The sequence below is a fragment of the Delftia sp. SD018 genome, from assembly GCF_017355445.1.
Taxonomy (GTDB): Bacteria; Pseudomonadota; Gammaproteobacteria; order Burkholderiales; family Burkholderiaceae_C; genus Comamonas; species Comamonas acidovorans.
The window spans coordinates 148,630-161,883 of record NZ_JADDRN010000005.1 but is presented as its reverse complement, the minus strand read 5'-3'; the positions used below and the strand labels follow the sequence as shown (position 1 = coordinate 161,883).

Annotated in this window: 14 protein-coding genes; 7 read left to right on the top strand and 7 right to left on the bottom strand. The window is 62.6% G+C overall.

Annotated features, from left to right (window positions below; translation table 11 throughout):
• Nucleotides 1-365 precede the first annotated feature (365 nt).
• The 4 genes from INR38_RS07930 (at nt 366) to INR38_RS07915 (ending at nt 2,794) form a co-directional block, all read left to right on the top strand.
• On the top strand, nt 366-689 hold the full coding sequence (locus tag INR38_RS07930; RefSeq protein ID WP_207443163.1) for a hypothetical protein: 324 nt from the start codon (nt 366-368) through the stop codon (nt 687-689).
• Nucleotides 690-857: 168 nt separating this feature from the next.
• A complete protein-coding gene (locus INR38_RS07925) occupies nt 858-1,772 on the top strand; it encodes a hypothetical protein (RefSeq protein WP_207443164.1) in 915 nt (304 codons plus the stop codon).
• A 247-nt stretch (nt 1,773-2,019) separates the two neighbouring features.
• Nucleotides 2,020-2,370: a hypothetical protein gene (locus INR38_RS07920; RefSeq protein ID WP_207443165.1), complete on the top strand. Its 351-nt coding sequence runs from the start codon at nt 2,020-2,022 to the stop codon at nt 2,368-2,370.
• Nucleotides 2,371-2,548: 178 nt separating this feature from the next.
• On the top strand, nt 2,549-2,794 hold the full coding sequence (locus INR38_RS07915) for a hypothetical protein (RefSeq protein WP_207443166.1): 246 nt from the start codon (nt 2,549-2,551) through the stop codon (nt 2,792-2,794).
• Nucleotides 2,795-3,108: 314 nt separating this feature from the next.
• Here INR38_RS07915 and INR38_RS07910 read toward each other — a convergent pair whose 3' ends face one another.
• From INR38_RS07910 to INR38_RS07885, 6 genes are all read right to left on the bottom strand, one after another.
• On the bottom strand, nt 3,109-3,681 hold the full coding sequence (locus INR38_RS07910) for a tetratricopeptide repeat protein (protein WP_207443167.1): 573 nt from the start codon (nt 3,679-3,681) through the stop codon (nt 3,109-3,111).
• 55 nt (nt 3,682-3,736) lie between these two features.
• Complete coding sequence (locus INR38_RS07905) at nt 3,737-3,994, bottom strand: flagellar biosynthetic protein FliQ (protein WP_278251420.1); 258 nt, start codon at nt 3,992-3,994, stop codon at nt 3,737-3,739.
• Nucleotides 3,995-4,115: 121 nt separating this feature from the next.
• On the bottom strand, nt 4,116-5,138 hold the full coding sequence (locus tag INR38_RS07900) for a GTP-binding protein (RefSeq protein WP_207443169.1): 1,023 nt from the start codon (nt 5,136-5,138) through the stop codon (nt 4,116-4,118).
• Nucleotides 5,135-6,799, bottom strand: a complete 1,665-nt coding sequence (locus INR38_RS07895) for an amidohydrolase (RefSeq protein ID WP_197945157.1) — start codon at nt 6,797-6,799, stop codon at nt 5,135-5,137. Before INR38_RS07895 ends, INR38_RS07900 begins: the two co-directional genes overlap by 4 nt.
• A gap of 13 nt (nt 6,800-6,812) precedes the next feature.
• Nucleotides 6,813-8,195 carry a sodium:solute symporter family protein gene (locus INR38_RS07890; protein ID WP_013803838.1) on the bottom strand — a complete coding sequence of 461 codons (1,383 nt, stop codon included), beginning with the start codon at nt 8,193-8,195 and terminating at the stop codon, nt 6,813-6,815.
• Between the two features lie 13 nt (nt 8,196-8,208).
• Nucleotides 8,209-8,415 carry a DUF3311 domain-containing protein gene (locus INR38_RS07885; RefSeq protein WP_012203908.1) on the bottom strand — a complete coding sequence of 69 codons (207 nt, stop codon included), beginning with the start codon at nt 8,413-8,415 and terminating at the stop codon, nt 8,209-8,211.
• 142 nt (nt 8,416-8,557) lie between these two features.
• On the opposite strand from INR38_RS07885, the gene INR38_RS07880 reads away from it, so the two are divergent.
• Nucleotides 8,558-9,469 carry a LysR family transcriptional regulator gene (locus tag INR38_RS07880; protein ID WP_012203907.1) on the top strand — a complete coding sequence of 304 codons (912 nt, stop codon included), beginning with the start codon at nt 8,558-8,560 and terminating at the stop codon, nt 9,467-9,469.
• Nucleotides 9,470-9,486: 17 nt separating this feature from the next.
• On the opposite strand, the gene INR38_RS07875 is transcribed toward INR38_RS07880, so the two are convergent.
• Nucleotides 9,487-10,389, bottom strand: coding sequence for a LysR family transcriptional regulator (locus tag INR38_RS07875; RefSeq protein ID WP_197945156.1), 903 nt, complete (start codon nt 10,387-10,389; stop codon nt 9,487-9,489).
• A gap of 162 nt (nt 10,390-10,551) precedes the next feature.
• Between INR38_RS07875 and pdxA the strand changes: the two genes are divergently transcribed.
• A complete protein-coding gene (pdxA, locus tag INR38_RS07870) occupies nt 10,552-12,258 on the top strand; it encodes a 4-hydroxythreonine-4-phosphate dehydrogenase PdxA (RefSeq protein WP_242698994.1) in 1,707 nt (568 codons plus the stop codon).
• A gap of 440 nt (nt 12,259-12,698) precedes the next feature.
• The gene (locus tag INR38_RS07865; RefSeq protein ID WP_192367064.1) at nt 12,699-12,893 is read left to right on the top strand and encodes a hypothetical protein; all 195 of its coding nucleotides are present in this window, start codon (nt 12,699-12,701) and stop codon (nt 12,891-12,893) included.
• Nucleotides 12,894-13,254 lie beyond the last annotated feature (361 nt).

Sequence of the window (13,254 nt, the reverse complement as noted above, 5' to 3'; positions counted from 1 at the left end):
GTGTCGGCGACCACTGGTCCATACATCGCAACGGTATTTTTTCTGGAAGCTCGTGGTCAAGCAGGGCAGGCGGTTATCCAGTTTGGCCCACGGTCGAGCATCGGCACTTTCGATGTGGGTAACTGGATGGCAGCACAGGAGCGCGAGGTCGGGGTCTTGATGACCTCAAGAGACTTCGCCGCGCAAGCACCAAGCCCCGTTCCTGTGGATACAGCTCGTCAAGTGTTGGGTGAAATGGACATGCCGGCTCTACCACACACCGTCGCAAGTCCTAGCGCACGTAGCATGCTGTTAGATGCTGCGCCGAAGATGACTCCCGACCAAGTTTTCGAATTTCTTCAACTAATTAATAAGATGGGTCAGAGATGAACAATGTTGAGTTTTACGTCAGAAATGTCCTGAGTACACCTGCGGGGAAAACGCTGGTGATTGGTGTTCCGAACAACGGTGAAACGCTCGCGCTGGGTGCCCGGTTCGAGACTAAATACAAGGTCAGTCGTGACGATGTCATGAGCGGCACTTCAAACCCTCCGCGTCTGAACTGCTGTTCTGTTGACTTGGTGGTCGAGAGGATTGACGTTATGCGCAAGGAAGTGCAGCAAGTTCCCCATGGGATGACTGCTGGGCTCTCTCTATCTGGCACAGGCCTGGAACACGTGAAGGAGGGGTGCTTCCTGCGTACGAAATAGCAGTAGTCCGCCCCTTCGGAAAACATTCGAATTCAAGCCAGCCAGCTCATCGAAATCAAGGACAACCACCTGGGCCAGCTCAGCAGCTACGCCTACGACCTGGCAAGCAACCGCATCACCGAGAAGCTTACCCAAAAGACCAAGCTGTCCTCCGGCCTCATCGAAAAAGTGGTCACTCGCTACAACCACGCCTTCTTCAACGACGCACGCGGCGATGCGTTCTACGTCAACCTGAGCGCCGGCACCATGGCCGACAAGGGTGGCCGCATCCAGAACGAGCCCGGTGGCTACATCGGCGGCTTCATCGGCGACGCCATCAACCCCGGCCACAACCAACGGCAACTGGTGGCCAACGGCGAAGTCCTTGCCCTCTACGGCGACGCCCCTGACTCCGAGAACCCGCCCCGGCCCGGGGAAATCCCCAAATACGTCAATAGAAATTGCATGATTGCACAAGCGGCTGGTTCTTGGATTGGCGGATGGCAAGGAGCCAGTTGGTGTATGGCTGGACGAGTAGCGGCCACAATTGCGCTAGGTAGCAACCCAATAGAATGGTCAGTGCTGAGGGCTGGCATCGTTGGTGGCGTGATTGGTGGAATTGCGAGAACAAATATCGGGTCTTGGGATGCAGGCGCTATCTACAATAGTATTACAACGATTCAAATGACAAACAATAAAGCTTCAAGGGGATCATTTAATTCTCGAGAAACTATCCGCATTTTTCTGAAGCAGGATATTTACGAGGTATGTTTCGAAAAACTGCCACGAAATGGTACAGCCTGCCAATTATCAAAGATAAATGTATTTCTAAGCTCGGATGGCGGTAAAAAATGGAGATCACTTCGATTCAGAAGAAACTGGTGGCAGCAAGGTTGGGCAATCATACACAAAGGACTCGGAGGTAGCTGCTGGCCACCTGCCGGCGAGGACGTCAGAGAAGCCTTCATAAAAGATGAAAAGTTCTCCATCTCTTATTGCAACCTTCATGAGCATGGAATCAACGGACAGTCATATATTTGGCTAATGCAATACGAAATAATGAAAGATCGATGGGATTTGTCACTGATTGAGGAACTTAAATAAAATTATCCTTTACTATCATTTATTGCGCTCGGTTGCCAAAGCCAAGACTATCTCGCCTTGACTTAAGCTCCATCATCCGAGCCGCTCTCGGCTTCCAGATCCCGCGCAACATTTGATGATTGATAAACAAGCCTTACGGTTCAATGGTGAGAGCGGCACGCTCTAAGGTCTCGTCTGCGGTGAATTTTCAGTTAAACAAAATACGCCAATAATATTCAAAATGGAATTTCGGCGCAAAATTTGGAGGATGAAATTGTCTATATCAATAATTATTCGCCCGCACGAAAATCCTGCAACAGGATCGCTTTCAGCGTTTCCCTTATCCACTGAGGATCTATTTCGTAGAGTGTGGCTGGTGGGTGCAGAATCAATTCACGCCAGTTGGATTCCACTTTTTCAAATTGGCATTGATTTAGATGTCGCTGATATTCCGTTCGTATGCTTGGAACTTAATCAACTACTTGCCTGGCTAAAAAGGCAAGAGATAATTTGCGCGAGCGAGAAAAATTTTGTAGCTCACCGAATTTCCGGCGCATTAAACGAGCTCCAATCTGTACTCAATAGCAGGAAAGGCTATATTTCTGTATTTATTGGTTAAAAATTTTAGATAAAATATATTAATCTTAAATTTCATTATTTGTTTTCTATTAAAAATCGATCATTTTTAGCAATCCCAGCACTTACCTTTGCCGGAAGCTCATAACACGCTCGAGTCCACTCATTATCGACAATTCAACTGACAAAACATCTTTGGCAGCTTTCGCCAGGAATACAAAATGATGAAAAATCTCCTAGATGGAGTTCCTGCTTCGGTAGTTTTCAGAACTATCATGCAAGCAGACCTTACAATTGACTCTCGAAAACTTGGAAACATTCTTACACTGGAATATCCAAATGTTGATCCTGGAGCCTCAATGGCCATAAGAAAATGGTTAAATCCAGAAAGAGGCTATGATTTACCCGACGAGGAGATAGACGCATTAATCTTCCACTATCTTAGAGATGCCGGATATATTTCATAATAGAATATTCCATCTATGGTAATTAGATGAATGACGCTTAAATTCCAAAGCAGCTTGGAAACTCCTCTCTTCGCGTACTGTCCATGCAAGACCAAAATGCTACAAACCCATATGAAATATTACTCACATAGCAAAATCCTGCACTGAACACAATCGGCCAATTAGGACATGTGCCAATTCACGGGGCCCATCAGACAAGAGTCCAACTTCAGCGCCATCAGCTACACCGAGGTCGGCAGCGAACTGCACGCCGGCCAGACTCTGAGCATGCCCAAGCTGGCCCTGAACGCCAACAACGCAGACACCTTCCAGCCCTACGACCCGAGCCGGGTCACGGGCAGCCTGCGCTCGGTGCTGCCCGCGCCAGTTCTGGCAGCCCTCAGCGCCCAGCCCATGAGGCGCCCAGCACCGCCTTGAGCAACCCATCCTGTCCCCCTCAACAGCCGCTTGGCCGGCACCTGGAAGGATTCCAGATCCCGGATCTCTCCGCCGAAGATGGCTTGCGCATGGCGGCCAGAGAGGTTGAAGGCGTCCAGGCGCAGGGCGCGCTCAATGTGTTGCAGGGCCTCTTCCGTGCGGCCCTGCAGGGCCAGGGCCACAGCAAGGCCGCCATGGCTTTCTGCGAAGTTGCGGTCCAGGTCCAGTGCGCTGGTGAAGCTGCGCTGCGCTCCCGGCAGGTCGGAGGACAGCAGTTGCGCCCAGGCCTTGCCGTGCCAGGTGCCGATATGGCCGGGCATGGTGGCCAGGGCGTTGTCGAAGTAGGCCAGGGCCGTGGGCAGGTCGCCGCCCAGCAGGTCGGCCATGGCAGGGGCGGACCAGGCGCGGCCATCGCGCGGGCTGATCTGCAGGGCGGCGCGGCCCTGTGCCGCATCCTGGCGGGCCAGCAATTGCCAGCGATCGCCGGCAGCCAGTGATGCGACAGGGAATCCATCTTGTGGGGATTCAGAACACCGCGGGAATACGCGTCCAGAGCTGGGTTGCGAACTGCCCCAGTTTCTTCAGCATCCAGGGGCCGCACACGATCAGCACGACGGCAGCCACGAACAGCTTTGGAACGAAAGTCAGCGACATTTCCTGGATTTGCGTGACCACCTGCACCACGCTGATGAGCAATCCGGCCAGCATGGTCAATCCCAGTATCGGGAGACAACTGGCGCCTTGCGTTTCAGTCCGTTGACTGAATTGGGCGCAAAAATCCAACAGCGGCTTGATTCAGCAGCTATGCTTTTTGGAGCAGCAAAAGCGTCGAAATTGCAACAAGCCCCTGGACTCGTCACGGGCTTACAAAGCTGCCGGCAAAGGCCCAGGCACCACTCAGGCCCTACTCAGGTGACTCAGGCGCAACCAGGGCACGGTCCAAGTGCGTGCGCAGAAGCTGCCGAGCTCCGTCGTCAAACCGGCCAATGAAGACAAAGGCGGACCCGGCCACCTGCGCCGCGCCCAGATCCGCCACGCGCAGCCGGCCTCCCACCACATGGATTTCTTGCAAAGGCTGCTGCCCCCGCAGCCGCACGATGCCTTTGGCCCGCAGCAGCGGCACCGGCAGGGTGCGCAGTGCCTGCCTGAGGCGCTGCTTGTCGAATTGCCGGTGCGTGGTGTACGAGAAACTGGTGATTCCTGCCATCCCGGCAAGACCTGCCGTGCCATCCACGGCCCTCTTCCAGGCGCCACCTTCACCCGCAAGCGCACCCAGCAGGCGCTGCGGGTGCTGCGGTTGGCGTGGCAGGGGCACAGCGTCCAGGAAGACGGCCAGGGGAATCTCGCCGCACTGTGCGGTCAGCACCATGGTGTGCGGGGCGATCTCGGCCAGGCGCTGCCTTGCCTTGCCGGTCATCGCCGCGCTGGCCAGGTCGGCCTTGGTCAGCACCAGCGCCGTCGCGCCGACGATCTGGCGGCGGACCATGTCGCCGACCAGCGGGTCGCACAGTTGCTCATCGACGTCCTGGACATCCACCGCCACCAGGATGGCGTTGAGCTGCAGCGCGGGGTCGAGCATGCCGACCTGGGCGATGCGCACGGGGTCGGAGACGCCGCTGGCCTCGATGACCAGCAGGTCCGGGCGGTCGGGCCGCGCGCCCACGGCGGCCAGGGCCTCGGCCAGCCGGCCGCCGATGGAGCAGCAGATGCAGCCGTTTTCCAGCTGCAGTACGTCGCTGCTGCGCGTGCGGATCAGGGCGGCGTCGATGTTGATCTCGCCGAAGTCGTTGACCAGCACGGCCACGCGCAGGCCATCGGCGCGCTCCAGCAGCCGGTTGAGCAAGGTGGTCTTGCCCGCGCCCAGGTAGCCGCCCACGACGACCATGGGAATGGGCGCCCGCTGCGCCGCTGCGGCCGGCGTGCTCATGGCTGGGAGCCGGGCGCGGGGAAGATGCGCCCGCCCAGCACGGTGCCCCAGACCTTCACGTCCTTGAGGGCGGCGGGCGCCACCGCGCGGGGATCTTCCTCCAGCACGGCGAAGTCCGCCAGCTTGCCGGGCTCGATGCTGCCCACGCGCTGCTCCAGCTTGAGGGTACGGGCCGCGCCCATGGTGATGGCATGCAGGGCATCGTCCACCGACAGGCGCTCGGCCTCGCCCAGCACGCGGCCTGAAGCGGTTTCGCGCTGCACGGCGCACCAGGCGGTGAACAAGGGGTTGATGGGGGTGATGGGCGCATCGGAGTGCATGGAAAAGTCCATGCCCAGGCGCCGTGCCGTGCCCGCCGCATTCATGCGTGACGCCCACTCGATACCCACGGTCTGCCCGGCGTGCGCATCGCCCCAGTAATAGAGGTGGTTGGAGAAGAAGTTGACGCACATTCCCAGGCGCGCGGCGCGCTGCAGCTGGGCGCTGCTGGCCAGCTGGCAGTGCTGCAGGGTGTGGCGATGGTCGGCGCGCGGGTGCCTGGCCAGCAGGTCCTCGATCACATCCAGCACCACCTCGGTGGCCTCGTCTCCGTTGGTGTGGATATGCAGTTGCAGCCCGGCCAGGTGGAAGGGCTCGAACAGCGCGGGCAGCTGCGACGGAGGAATCAGCCACAGGCCGTTGGGCTGCCCGCCCGCGTAGCCGGGAGCGCGCAGGCGCGCGGTGAAGCCCTGGATGGAGCCGTCCACGATGAACTTGATGGGGCCGAACTGCAGCTTGTCGCTGGCCGACGATGCAGCAGCGGCGTGCACGCGCGCGGCGCCGCCTTCCGGGTTGCGCTGCGGCGCAAAGGCCGGGACGATGCGCAGCGGATAGGCTGCGTCGCCCGTCACCTCGCGCAGCGCAGCCAGGCCTTGGGCCGAGAGATCGCTGACCAGGTCGGTGGCCGTGGTCACGCCCGCGAGCTGGGCCACGCGGCCGAACTTCCAGATGGCCTCGCGCTGCTCGGCAGCGGCCAGCGACAGCGCGCTGCCGATCACCTTCTGCACCGGATACATGGCGGCGAATTCCTGGAGTTCGCCCGTGGGCTGGCCCTCGGCGTCCTTGTGGATGCCGTCGATATCGGTGTCCTCGTCGATGCCGGCCAGCGCCAGCATGGCCGAGTTCACATTCATCAGGTGCACGCTGGCGTGCAGGATGACGATGGGCCGCGTGGCGGAGACACGGTCCAGCTCGCGCACCGACAGCCGGCTGCTGCCAAAGAGGATGGGATCGAACCCCCAGGCCAGCAGCGTGGCCTGCGCGTCGGGCAGGGCACGCTCGGCCTCGGCCAGGCGGGCCAGCACGGCATCCAGCGTGCGCAGGCCGGGCCACAGCCGCCCGTCGGGATCGCGGCGGTCAAAGTAGCCCAGGTAGACCGCATCCCACATGGCGCCTTCCATCAGGTGGCTGTGGGCCTCGATCAGGCCGGGCATGAGCACTTTGCCGCGCAGGTGGTCGATGCGTTCGGCATCGGGCCAGGCGGCCATGTCGGCCTCCCCGCCCACCGCCAGCACCGTGCTGCCCCGCACGGCCACATGGGTGGCCTGTGGCTGGGCCGGGTTCATGGTGAGGATGGTGCGCGCCGCGAAGATGCGCACGCGCTCGCTGGTTTCGTGGTTCATGGGGATGCTTCCCTCAGGCGGTCTTGACGTGTGCCGCACGCGGCAGGCAGTGGACGATGGCCGTGACCAGCAGGTTCAGCGCCAGGCTGATGAAGCCCAGGTTGATGCCGCCGAAGTCCGGTTGCTGCAGGTACAGCACGATGGCCAGCGCCTGCCCGCAGACGATGCCCAGGGCAATGGCCAGGGGCCGGATGCGCCAGCCAAACAGGATGGCCATCATTCCCGGGAAGAACTGCGTCACGCCGTAGTAGGTGGTGTTGATCAGGGTCAGCATCAGGTTGGGCGTGAGCAGCGTCATCACGATGGACAGCAGCAGGTAGATGACGATCACCACCTTGGCGCCCTGCTTTTGCTTGGCCTCGGGCAGGCCGGGCAGCAGGTTGCGCGCCACGATGGGGCCGATGGCCAGGCAGATGCCCGCCAGCACCAGCAGGCCCGACAGCGCGGCGCCTGCGGCGACCAGGCCCAGCAGCCAGTCGGGCAGCAGGCGCACGGCAGCGGCGAAGAAGGCCTCGTTGGGCGATGCCAGTTCCAGGTTCTGGCTGATGGCGTAGTACGAGGCCAGCACCAGGAACGGGTACATCAGCATGTACAGCGGCATGGCGATCTGCGTGCGGCGAATGGTGTGCGAACTCTTGGCCGTGAAGAAGTTCTGCACGGCGAACGGCATCATGTAGAAGCCCAGCGCCTGGAACAGCATGGTGCTCATGGAAAAGCGCAGCTGCGTATCGGTCATGTGGTTGCTGACCTTGGCACTGGCGGCGGCGAACACATCGCCCACCCCGGCATGCCAGCCCACGGCCACGCCCGTGGCGATGATGGCCACCACCATGAGGATGTCCTTGAGGATGGCAATGTAGGCCGAGGCACGCACGCCCGAGATGGCGATGTAGGTGAAGGCCAGGCCCGCCGAGATCAGCAGCAGGTGCAGCGGCTGGAAGTTCCAGCCCAGCCCCTTGAGCGCCGCCACCAGCCCCGTGAACTGCAGCTGGCCCCAGGGCAGCAGGAACAGGATGGCCGAGCCGGCCACGATCAGCTCCAGCGCGCGGCTGCCGAAGTGGCCCTTGAACAGGTCCGGCAGCGTGATGGCGTTGTGGCGCAGGCCGGCCTTCCAGATCATGGGGCCGAGGAAGTAGCCCAGCGGATAGGCCAGCAGGATGTAGCCCAGGAACCAGACGCCATAGGTCGGCCCCTTGGCGTAGATGCCGCCCGGAAAGCCGACCATGGTGCCGATGCTGTAGATCTCGCCGGCGGCGAGGAAGAACACCAGGTAGGCGCCGAACTGGCGCGAGGCGACGAAGAAGTCATGCACGCTTTGCGCGCCCTTGCCCGTGCGCGAGCGGATGGCCAGGTACAGGGACAGTGCGATGAAGCCCAGAAAGACTGCGGTGGTCATGGCGGTGCTCCCTTCAGGCCGACTGCACGTCGTCGGCTTCGTGGCGGTCGAACATCAGCCAGCACACGAGCATGCACAGCGAGGTCAGCACGAACCACATGAAGATCCACAGGTAGATGAAGGGCACGCCGAGCAGATGGCGATCGACGGACGCGACCCAGGGAAGCAGGCCGATCACCGCGATGTACGGGATGCCTATGCCGATGAACAGCTTGAGCATGGTTTGTCTCCTTTTGCTCCGATGAAAGAGTTGGCGGTTGTGGCCGCTCTATAGGACGTTTCAATGTCCATGGATGCGATCTTAGGAAGTGCCTACCTATAATTCAAATGAGAAATTTGCCAACAAACCATGAGGATCACGCATGGATACCCAGAAGCTGCGGCACTTGCTGGCCATCGTCGAGCACGGCACTTTTTCGGACGCGGCGCGCGCCGTGCACCTGACCCAGCCGGCGCTGAGCCGCAGCATCCGCGCGCTGGAAGACGAGCTCCGGGCGCAGCTGTTCGACCGGGGCGCGCGGCGTGCCCGGCTGACGGTCTTCGGCGAACTGGTGGCCGAGCGCGCACGCCGCATGCGGCTGGAGGAAACCCAGCTGCGGCGCGACCTGGAGCTGCTGCGCGGCGGCCAGGAGGGCGCACTGGCCATAGGCGTGGCGCCGGCCCCGGCGGCACTGCTGCTCAAGCCCTTTCTGATCCACATGGCGCAGGCGCATCCGCGCATCAAGGTGCGCACCGAGATGGGTGCCACCAGCGCCCTGCTGGAGCTGCTGCGCAATGAATCGATAGACGCCATCGTCGGCGACGCCTATGTGCTGCGCGCCGCCGATGACGTGGACATGGAGCTGCTGGGCGAGTTGCCCGCCGGCCTGGTCTGCCGCGCGGGCCACCCCGTGCTGCAAAACCCCGGCATGGACGAGATCCGCCGCTACCCCCTGGCCACCACCACGCTGAGCACGGCCATGGCGCGGCAGCTGGCCGAGCTGTGGGGTGAGGGCGCGGAGCCCGACAAGCTGTTCACCCTGCACTGCAACAACCTGGAACTGCTGCGCAGCGTGACCCTGGCCACGGACACCTTGCTGTTCGGCGTGCTGTCCATCACGCGCCAGGAGCGCGCCAGCGGCACCATGGCCGAAGTGCCCCTGCCCGCCGATCCCCGGCGCTGCGGCCGCTACGGCATGGCGCGCATGGGCGCGCGCAGCCTGTCACCGGCGCTGGAAACCGTCTATGCCTTCACCCGCACGCATTGGCGGGAGCTGTCCGAGCACGACCAGTGAAGCCGGGCAGGCGCAAGTCATGCGTCGGCCCGCGCCAGCGGCAATGTCTGCGTGCGCAGCCACTCCAGCACCAGGGCGAAGCGGGCCTCGTCATGCGCCGGCCTGGGTGACATGAGCACGTAGTGCGAGCCGTCGGCCACAAAGCCGCGCGGCGCGCACAGGGTGCCGCTGGCCAGATCGTCGGCCACCAGCGCCAGCGGCCCGATGGCAATGCCCGCCCCGGCAACGGCGGCCTGCAGGCTCAGGTAGAAATGCTCGAAGCGGGCCTCGCGCCCGGGCTGCAGCGGCACGCCGGTCAGCTCGCTCCAATGCCGCCATGCGTCCGGGCGCGATGCCGTGTGCAGCAGCACGCCGCCCAGCGGCCCGGAGCGTGCCAGCGTCTTCGCAAGTGCAGGCCGGCAGACGGGACCCACGTGCTCCTGCAAAAAGGGTTCGGCAACCACATCGGCGCGCATGTCGAAATCCGCGCGGCGTATGGCCAGATCGATGCCTTCACGCGCAAAGGGCACCGAGCCGCCGGCCGACACCAGGCGCAGCTCGCGCTGCGTGCCGATCGCTTCCTGCAAACCGCCCAGGCGGGGAATCAGCCAGCGCATCAGAAAGGTCGGCTCGCAGGACAGCACCAGCGGCCGGTCCGGCCCGGCGGCCTGCCGCGCTCGGCCCAGCGCGCCGCGCAGGCGCTCCAGCGCCAGGGCCACCTCCTCGGCCAGCACACGCGCCGTGGGGGTGGCAATGATGCTGCGGTTGCTGCGCTGGAACAGCGCAAAGCCCAGCGCCTCTTCCATGTCGCGCACGGCGCGGCTCACGGCGCCATCGGTCAGGTGCAGCTCGCGCGCGGCCTTGGAAACGCTGCCGTGGCGCACCGTGGCCTCGAAGGCACGCAGGGCGGACAGCGGCGGCATATGGGTGGGTGGGGCCATGGGACTGGAGGGCGGCATCGGACACATCGGACACATCGAAGAAAGGGAGTGGGGAGAGATTTCAATTGACTTTTGATCAACTGAATACTGAATCCATATCGATTTTCTGCAGTGCGATTTTCATGCAAAGTACCTCCATCGATTGAGCTTTCAGCAATGACCATGAATGAAGCCCCTACCATCGCCCCCGCACCCCTGGCCATCACCATGGGCGATCCCGTGGGCATAGGCCCCGAGATCATCGTCAAACTGGCCATGGACCCTGCCCGGCCCCGTGCGCCTTTTTTCGTCATCGGCGACACGGGGCGGCTGCAGCGGGCAGCCGACATGCTGGGCGTGCACCCGCGCATCCAAGCCATCGATGCGCCGGCCCAGGTTCCCGCCACCGTGCCACCCGCCACCCTCTTCGTGCTCCAGACCGGAGGCCCGCTGCCCGAGGACCTGGCCTGGGGACGCATCGATGCGCGTGCCGGGGCCGCCTGCCATGCCTACATACAGCGCGGCATCGACCTGGCCCTGGCCGGCGAAGTCGCAGGCCTGGTGACCGCCCCCATCCACAAGGAGGCGCTGCGCGCCGCGGGCTGCCCCCACCCCGGCCATACCGAGATGCTGGCCGAGCGTTCGGGCACGCGCGACTTCGCCATGATGCTCGCCAATGACGAGCTGCGGGTGCTGCTGGTCTCCATCCACGTGCCGCTGCAGCAGGCCATTGCCGCAGTCACGCCGGACAACGAATTGCGTGCCATCCGCCTTGCGCACCGGGCCTGCCGGGCGTTCGGCATCGCACGGCCCCGTGTGGCCGTGGCGGGTCTCAATCCGCACGCCGGCGAGAACGGGCTGTTCGGGGACGAGGACCGCTCGGTGATCATCCCCGCCATTGCGGCCGCACGGGCCGAAGGCATAGACGCCAACGGCCCCTGGCCGGGCGACACGGTCTTCATGCGGGCACGCCGGGGCGAGTTCGACGTGGTGGTCGCCCAATACCATGACCAGGGGCTGATTCCCGTGAAGTACCTGGGCGTCGAGCAGGGTGTGAACATTACCGTGGGCCTGCCCTTCGTGCGCACCTCGGTGGACCACGGCACGGCCTTCGACATCGCCGGCACGGGCCGTGCGGACCATGCCAGCCTGGCCTGCGCGCTGCGCCAGGCGGCTGCCATGGTGCAGGCGGGCCGCTCCGGCGCCAGCGGACAGGCGCAGCGCCCGGACTTCATCTTCATGCTCACGCAGCAGGACAAGACCATTGCCGATGCGCGCGAGCGGCTGCGCGAAGTGCTGGCCCAGGGCGTGCGCCATGTGGGCTTCAAGGACATAGGCCTGCCCCTGTCCCAGCTGCGCGAGCTGGCCCGGGACATCCGCGCGGGCGGTGCCAGGGTCTATCTGGAAGTCGTCAGCCTGGACGAGGCCAGCGAGGTGGCTTCGGCCCGCGCGGCGGTGGAGCTCGGTGTGGACGTTCTCATGGGCGGCACGCGCCCCGAGGCGGTGCTGCCCGTGCTGCGCGGCAGCGGTATTGCCTACTATCCGTTTCCCGGCAGGATCAGCGGGCATCCGAGCGTGCTTTCAGGGCCGGCCGAGGACATCGTGGCCAGCGCGCGCCGCATCGCGGGGCTGGAGGGCGTTCATGGCCTGGACCTGCTGGCCTACCGTTTCCGGGGCGACGTGCCGGCCCTGATCAAGGCGGTCTGCGATGCGGTGGACAAACCCGTGGTCGTGGCCGGCTCCATTGATCGCAGCGAACGCATCGCGGCCGTGCTTGCCAGCGGTGCCGCGGGTTTCACGATAGGCACCGCCGCCTTCGAGGAGACTTTTCCAGCCGCGCGGCCCGGGCTGGCGGCGCAGTTGCAGGCCATACAGGCGCTGGTGGACTGAGAGCGGGCCGGCCACCGCGCGCACCTCCCGCACTTCCCGCACCTCAGACAACGCACGCAACTCTCGCACCTCCCTTATCTGCCACGCCTCCCGCACATTCCGCGCGCCGGTGTCATGGGCCAGCAACTGGCGCCGCTCGGTTTCGGCCAGGCGGTGGGTCTTCAGCCGCTGGACCACATGGAACTGGCGCTTCTTGGCCATGAGGGACGCGCCGCCTGCAAAGCCTTCCATGCGGCTTGCCGCCTTGCCATGCTGCGGGGCATTCCAGGGGTACAGGCCTGCCACCAGGGTCACAACGACAGCCAACGCCATGACCACGAGCGCCCTCCAGGGTGCCCGGGGTCCGCGTTGGCCTTGCCTGTGATGCGCCTGAGAGTTCATGAAGACAGGGCAAATGATTGCGGCAGCCTGCATTGGTGCAGGTGCTTTAGCCTGCATCAATGAACCTGGCCGGATACCAGTCCAAAAACCAATCAGAACCTGGCGCACTTCAGTTGCGCCATTCCTTGATTCTCCAGCAGCCGGAATCTGATGAGAACCCTCGTTTTCCAACAGATGCATTGCCTGAAAACGGAGATAACGCCCAGCAGCCTCTATTGCCGCATGAAAAACAAATGATTCATTGCTATCAATAGAAAACCTGAAACCCATCCATGGCCAAAAAGCAAAGCCCGCCAACTGCCCTCTGGGCGCTGCCAGCCAGGCGCCGCAGCGCCACAGATGAACATCGAATGGCATCACCCTTTCCCCTACCATCCGGCAGCGTGCCGTCCTACTGAATAAACCATGCCATTTAGGGAACGATGATATTCACCCTGAATACCTCTCATTCGGCACACCATTGACAACGGCCGGTCTTTGAAGTGCAGCGCCGGTATTTGCAGGGCCCAATCGATGGCTGCACGCATTCAGCCATTTTCCGCAGTTTTGTGATCAGTTGTTTTGGCCAGATGGCTTGGCATCCGATGAATAAAGCAGGGATCTTGGTTGATGATT

What these genes read in the sequence shown, in the direction of transcription:
- INR38_RS07930 (WP_207443163.1), top strand. Translation starts at nt 366, where the DNA reads ATGAACAATGTTGAGTTTTACGTCAGAAATGTCCTGAGTACACCTGCG.
- INR38_RS07920 (WP_207443165.1), top strand. Translation starts at nt 2,020, where the DNA reads ATGAAATTGTCTATATCAATAATTATTCGCCCGCACGAAAATCCTGCA.
- INR38_RS07915 (WP_207443166.1), top strand. Translation starts at nt 2,549, where the DNA reads ATGATGAAAAATCTCCTAGATGGAGTTCCTGCTTCGGTAGTTTTCAGA.
- INR38_RS07900 (WP_207443169.1), bottom strand. Translation starts at nt 5,138, where the DNA reads ATGAGCACGCCGGCCGCAGCGGCGCAGCGGGCGCCCATTCCCATGGTC.
- INR38_RS07895 (WP_197945157.1), bottom strand. Translation starts at nt 6,799, where the DNA reads ATGAACCACGAAACCAGCGAGCGCGTGCGCATCTTCGCGGCGCGCACC.
- INR38_RS07890 (WP_013803838.1), bottom strand. Translation starts at nt 8,195, where the DNA reads ATGACCACCGCAGTCTTTCTGGGCTTCATCGCACTGTCCCTGTACCTG.
- INR38_RS07885 (WP_012203908.1), bottom strand. Translation starts at nt 8,415, where the DNA reads ATGCTCAAGCTGTTCATCGGCATAGGCATCCCGTACATCGCGGTGATC.
- INR38_RS07880 (WP_012203907.1), top strand. Translation starts at nt 8,558, where the DNA reads ATGGATACCCAGAAGCTGCGGCACTTGCTGGCCATCGTCGAGCACGGC.
- INR38_RS07875 (WP_197945156.1), bottom strand. Translation starts at nt 10,389, where the DNA reads ATGGCCCCACCCACCCATATGCCGCCGCTGTCCGCCCTGCGTGCCTTC.
- pdxA (WP_242698994.1), top strand. Translation starts at nt 10,552, where the DNA reads ATGAATGAAGCCCCTACCATCGCCCCCGCACCCCTGGCCATCACCATG.
- INR38_RS07865 (WP_192367064.1), top strand. Translation starts at nt 12,699, where the DNA reads ATGAACCTGGCCGGATACCAGTCCAAAAACCAATCAGAACCTGGCGCA.